Origin of the sequence: Corallococcus llansteffanensis, assembly GCF_003612055.1 — a bacterium.
GTDB classification, from domain to species: domain Bacteria; phylum Myxococcota; class Myxococcia; order Myxococcales; family Myxococcaceae; genus Corallococcus; species Corallococcus llansteffanensis.
In genome coordinates this window covers 1-5,403 of the sequence record NZ_RAWB01000631.1, presented here as the reverse complement: position 1 = coordinate 5,403, position 5,403 = coordinate 1, and the positions used below count along the sequence as shown (strand labels likewise).

The 5,403-nt window shown below is 72.6% G+C and carries 6 protein-coding genes; 3 read left to right on the top strand and 3 right to left on the bottom strand.

All coding sequences use genetic code 11. The features are described from left to right. The 3 genes from D7V93_RS36865 to D7V93_RS36855 form a co-directional block, all read left to right on the top strand. On the top strand, window positions 1-586 hold a 586-nt coding region (locus tag D7V93_RS36865; RefSeq protein ID WP_120647810.1), incomplete at its 5' end, for a hypothetical protein. Window positions 587-664: 78 nt separating this feature from the next. Continuing rightward, the gene (locus tag D7V93_RS36860; RefSeq protein ID WP_120647809.1) at window positions 665-1,240 is read left to right on the top strand and encodes a YceI family protein; all 576 of its coding nucleotides are present in this window, start codon (window positions 665-667) and stop codon (window positions 1,238-1,240) included. Next, the gene (locus D7V93_RS36855; RefSeq protein ID WP_120647807.1) at window positions 1,237-2,037 is read left to right on the top strand and encodes a Rieske (2Fe-2S) protein; all 801 of its coding nucleotides are present in this window, start codon (window positions 1,237-1,239) and stop codon (window positions 2,035-2,037) included. Before D7V93_RS36860 ends, D7V93_RS36855 begins: the two co-directional genes overlap by 4 nt. A 22-nt stretch (window positions 2,038-2,059) precedes the next feature. On the opposite strand, the gene D7V93_RS36850 is transcribed toward D7V93_RS36855, so the two are convergent. The 3 genes from D7V93_RS36850 to D7V93_RS36840 all read right to left on the bottom strand — a co-directional run bounded on the left by D7V93_RS36850 (window position 2,060) and on the right by D7V93_RS36840 (window position 5,243). Then, entirely contained in the window at window positions 2,060-3,052 is a 993-nt protein-coding gene (locus D7V93_RS36850) for a CBS domain-containing protein (RefSeq protein WP_120647806.1), read from the bottom strand. Between the two features lie 131 nt (window positions 3,053-3,183). Next, window positions 3,184-4,293, bottom strand: a complete 1,110-nt coding sequence (locus D7V93_RS47525; protein ID WP_120647805.1) for an ArsA family ATPase — start codon at window positions 4,291-4,293, stop codon at window positions 3,184-3,186. Beyond that, window positions 4,290-5,243, bottom strand: a complete 954-nt coding sequence (locus D7V93_RS36840; protein ID WP_120647808.1) for an ArsA family ATPase — start codon at window positions 5,241-5,243, stop codon at window positions 4,290-4,292. Before D7V93_RS36840 ends, D7V93_RS47525 begins: the two co-directional genes overlap by 4 nt. Window positions 5,244-5,403 lie beyond the last annotated feature (160 nt).

Genomic DNA, 5,403 nt, shown 5'->3' with positions numbered 1-5,403 from the left:
GCCAATGACCCCGGATGTGGCGCCGCCCGTGTCCGCCACGCCGGAGGCCCCGGCCTCCTCCCCGTCGTCGGAGCCCAGCCTGGACTTCGACCTGCTCCAGCCGGAGTCGGAAGCGACGGCGGGCCTGTTGGACCCGGACCTGGAGGGCAAGCTCAAGACGCGGCGCACCATGCTCAAGCTGCACCAGGGCCTGGGGCTCGCGATGGCGGGCGGCCTCACCGCGGCCACCGTGCTGGGGCAGATCCAGTTCAACCGCTCGTTCCGGGGCGGCGGGGATGACCGGTCGCTGCTCGCGTGGCACCGGGGCGTCGTCATCGGCACGTCGCTGCTGTTCGCCACCGTGGGCACGCTGGGCGTCCTGGCGCCGGATCCGGTGGAGCGCGACTTCCGCTTCGACACGGTGACGTTCCATAAAATCTTCATGAGCCTGGCCACCGTCGGCATGCTGACGCAGGCGGTGCTGGGCATCCTGGCCACGCACAGCTACGGCGAGCTGAACGAGCCCCGGTACGCCACCGCGCACCAGGTGGTGGGCTATGCCACGTTGGGCTGTGTCGCCGCGGGCATCGTGACGCTCACCTTCTGACGTGAATCCCCCTGTCGTGAATGTCTCCGCACGCGGGCCGTTGTGCGGGGAGAGCCGTATCCCCCCTTGGAGGACGCCGTGATTGCTCGACGACTCGCCACGCTCGCTGCCCTGCTGCTCGCGCTCCCCGCCGCCGCGCAGAGCACCCCCCGGCTGTACTCGGTGAAGAAGGACAGCAGCTCCCTCACCTACAAGCTCATCCACAAGCTGCACGAGGTCTCCGGCAAGGCGAAGCCCAGCGAGGGCAAGGCCGTGTTGAAGCCGGACGGCACGCTCCAGGTGGCCGTGCGCGCGCAGGTGAAGGACTTCGACTCCGGCAACGCCAACCGCGACACGCACATGGTGGAGGTGACGGAGGCGGCGAAGTATCCGCTCATCGACTTCAAGGGCGTGGCCACCGGCGTGAAGACCCCCACCACCTTCCCGGCCAAGGTGCCGGTGACCCTCAAGGGCAAGCTCACCTTCCACGGCGTGACGAAGGACGTGGAGCTGCCCCTGACGGTGAACTTCACCTCCGCCAAGGAGGCCACCGCCGACGGCACCTTCGACATCAGCCTGGAGGGCTACAACATCGAGCGCCCCTCGCTGCTACTGGTGAAGGTGGACGACAAGCTGGTGCTGGAGCCCCACCTCGTCTTCGTGGAGGGCACGTGAGCTCGTCGCGTCGCGACTTCTTCAAGAAGGTGCTGGGCACGGGCGCCGTCGTCGCGGGGCTGCCCGCGTGCGCGCCGGACATCGACCCCTCGCCGGTGCTGGACGTGCCCGCGCCCGGCGAGGACGGCATCGTGTCGCTGGTGGTGCCGCGCTACCCGGACCTGTCCCGCACGGGCGGTTCGGTGACGCTGCGCTTCCCGGGCGGCTCCGGGCAGGAGAACCTGCTGGTGGTGCACCCCGAGGAGAACACCTACGCGGTGCTGTCCGCCACCTGCACCCACGTGGGCTGCCCCATGGGCTTCGATGGCAAGGAGGCCGTGTGCCCCTGCCACCTGTCGAAGTTCTCCATCACGGGGCAGGTGACGAACGCGCCCGCCACGGTGCCCCTCAAGGTGTACGTGGCCACGTACAACGCGGGCACGCAGGTGCTGAGCATCGCGCTCAAGTCCGGTGACACCACCTTCCCCTCGGTGGTGAACGGGACGCTGACGCTCACGTTCGACCAGTTCCCCGCCCTGCGGGACGTGGGCGGCGTGGTGAGCGGCCGGCCCACCGGCTACGGCAAGACGGTGTTCATCTTCAAGCTCGAGGATGGCACCTACTCGGCGGTGGACTCCGTCTGTACCCACACGCAGTGCGAGGTGGGGTTCGAGGCGAGCATCGACGGGCTCCTGTGCCCGTGCCACGCGTCCACCTTCACGAAGACGGGCACCGTGACGCAGGGCCCGGCGACGCTGGACCTCAAGAAGTTCACCGTGGCGGAGAACGCGTCCGGGGTGGTCGTCACCATCACGTGAGGTACGGCGCGGCGGCCGGCTGTCAGCGCAGCCGGCTCCAGAACGAGCGCCGCGAGGAGATGCGCTCCAACGCCTCCTGCAGCTCCTCGTCCTGATCCGCGCGGCTCGCGACGTCCCCCAGCGCGATGATGCCCACGAGCCGGTCGTCGGGCTCCACCACGGGGACGCGGCGCACCTGGCGGCGGCCCATCAGGTCGATGACGCCGTGCAGGTCCTCTTCGGGCAGCACGGCCTCGATGTCCTCCGACATCACGTCCGCCGCGCGCAGCGCGTCCACGGCGCGCCCGTGGGTGAAGCCGCGCACCGCGAGGTCCCGGTCGGTGACGAGCCCGACGAGCCGCCCCTCCGCGTCCACGATGGGCACCACGCCGCAGTCCTCGTCCTTCATGAGCTGCGCCACTTCCCGCAAGGTGCTGTCGCGGCGGGCGGTGCGCACCGCGCGGGTCATGATGTCGCGCGCGGTGAGCGGCTCGCGCTGCCAGCGCCGTCGCGTGCTCGTGGCCGGGGCCGTGCGGACGGGCTGCTCGCGCGACGCCTGGGGCGGACGGTCGCGCAGCAGCGGCTCCTCGCCGCCGTAGCCGGTGCGGTCCCACTCGCGGAAGTTGGCGGGCTGGCGGGGCTGCTCGCGCTCCTGGTCGCCCATCGTCCTCAGGGGGCCCTGGCCGGTGGCCTCGCGCGGGTCCCGGTCGTCGCGGCCGTAGGGGCCCGAGGTGCCTCCGCCGCGCGCGCCCTCGCGGTCCCCGCGCCAGAAGCTGGCGTCATCCATCTGCTGGGTGCGCACCCGGGCCAGGCGCAGCTCGGCGGCGCGGTGGAAGCGGCCCTGGCGGACGGAGGCCTCCTCCTCGCGGGCGGAGCTCCAACCGCTCACGTCGGACTCGGCGCGCTCCCGCGAGCCCGGCGGGGCCACGTCCGGCGCACGGTGCGTGGCCATGGCGTCGGTGGGCGGCGTGGAGATGTCCGCGCGCCCCAGCGGTTCATGATGTCCGTTTCCGTTGCGGTGGTCCCTGGTGCCCATGTCTCGCAAGCCTCCTGGCCCGTCGAGCCCGCTCGACAAAGCCGCCTGTCGAACATGGGAAGCCGGCCCGGGCGCGCAAAGGCCCGGCCAGCCAGGGGCGGCGACGCTCGCCTGTCCGCTTCACTTCCGCGTCAGGCGACGGTGAGCGCGTCGCCCAGGTGCACGAGTCCCCGGAAGTCCTCCAGGTCCGCGCCCGCGTCCGGCGCGGCGATGGCCAGCGCGCCCAGGGGCAGCCCTTCCGCGAGCCGGTCCAGCAGGGAGCGGTGCGCCTTCGCTCTCGCGTCCTCCACGCCGGCCAGGTGCTCCAGCGCGAGCACGGCGTCGGTGTCCGCGGTGTTGTTCGCGTGGGGCTTCAGGTTGGCGGCCGGCGCCAAGCCGTCCTCGCGCGCCCAGCTGCGGTTGAGCACGTAGCCCGCGAAGGGCAGGCCGCGGGCCTGGAGCGCGTCGCGGAAGAAGGTGGCCTCGCGCATCGCGGCGGCCTCCGGCGAGGTGACGAGGAGGAACGCCGCGTCCTTGGACGTCAGGCGTTCGCGCAGCCGCTCCGTGTGCAGGCGGATGCCGGCGAACAGGCCGCCGAAGGCGCCCACGAAGGTGCGCATCTCCTGCGCGAAGCCGCCGCCGAAGATGCCGTCCAGCACCTTGCCCACCAGCGCCTGCGCGCCCTGCCACAGCCGGCCGGTGCGGCCCGAGTCGGGACCGAAGAGGGAGATCACCCGGTCATCCAGGAAGCGCGCCAGCCGGCCCGGGGCCTCCAGGAAGTCCAGCGCGTGGCGGCTGGGCGGCGTGTCCAGGAGGATGAGGTCGTAGTGGCCGTCCGCGAGGAAGCCGTCCAGGGCCTCCGCGGCGGCGTACTCCTGCACGCCCGCGACCAGCTCCGACAGGAAGCGGTACAGGCGGTGGTCCAGGATGGCGCGCGCGGCGCTCTCCGTGGCGGACAGCCTGCGCACCATCCGCTCGAAGACGACGCGCGGCTCCAGCATCCACACGTCCAGCCGACCCTCGCCGGGCGGGCCGTCCGCGTACAGGCGCTCCAGCGGGACGGTGGTGGGCTCCGGGCCGTTCTCCTTCAGGCCCATGGCCTCCGCGAGCCTTCGCGCCGGGTCGATGGTGAGCACCAGCACGTGGCGCCCCGCGCGGGCCGCGGCCACGCCCAGCGCCGCCGCCGTCGTCGTCTTGCCCACGCCTCCCGCGCCGCACAGGACGATGACCCGCTTGTCGCGCAGCATTCCGTCCAGGTTCATGGCGTGGCCTCCCGGCCGCCGGGATGGGCGGCCTCTTCGAGTGTAGGCAGCAACAACTCCGCGAGCCGTTCCACCAGCGCCGTCCCGGTGAGCGCCAGCTCCGGCAGCCCCCATTGTGGCACGGACGTGTCCGCGGCCAGCCGCTTCCGGGCCTCCCGGGCGCGCTCCAGCCGCTCCAGCGCCCGCTGTCCCCGGTGGGGCCCGTGGGTCTCCAGCAGCCGGTCCAGCGCCGCGCGCGACTCCGGCGTGAAGGGGTCCTCCGGCATCCGGTTGAGCACCACGGCCGTCAACGGCAGGCCCACGTCCTTCAGCTCCCGGGCCATGGCCAGCGTCTCGCTCACCGGCAGGGGCTCCGGCAGGCTGGTGAGCACCACGCCGGTGCGTGCCGGGTCCTGCAACAGGTCCAGCCCTTCTCTCACCGCGCGGCCAATGGGCCCGCCGGGCATCAGCGACAGCACGCTCCGGGGCAGCGTGGCCAGCGCCAGCGCGTGGCCCGTGGCGGGCAGGTCCACCACCGCCAGCGGGTACAGCGGGCGGCCATCCGGGTGCGCGCGCCGCACCAGCGTGAGCATCTGGTACAAAAGCCCCATCTCCTTGAGCGCGGGGCCGGCCTCCAGGAAGCGCCGCAGCGCGCGAGAGCGCAGCGCGGCCTCCGCGAGCCACTTCACGGGCAGCGTCTCCTCCAGGAACTGGCGGTGTCCCTCCGCGGCCGACAGGCGCACGAAAGACAGGTTCGGTCCCACCGGGACGACCTTGGCGCCGGCCTCCTTCGCCCCCACCAGCGCCGCCAGGGTGGACGGACCGCCCTCGTCCGGGGACAGCTCCGCCAGCAGCACTGGACGCCCGGAGCGCGCCGCCGCCACGGCCATGGCCGCGGACAGCGTCGTCTTCCCCACGCCGCCCTTGCCCGACACGAGCACGGCGCGTCTGTTCCACAGCGAGTCCAGCACCACGCCCCCATCCGCCGCGCCTTCGCGCGCGACTCTTCACAGTGAGCAAGAAGGCGCATCCCGACAACCGCCCGGCGATGCGACCTCGGCGGCCGTCCGCACGGCCGCCTGCCGGCAATCATAGCGGCTTCTGTTCACCACCCGGCAGACCCCTCCCCAC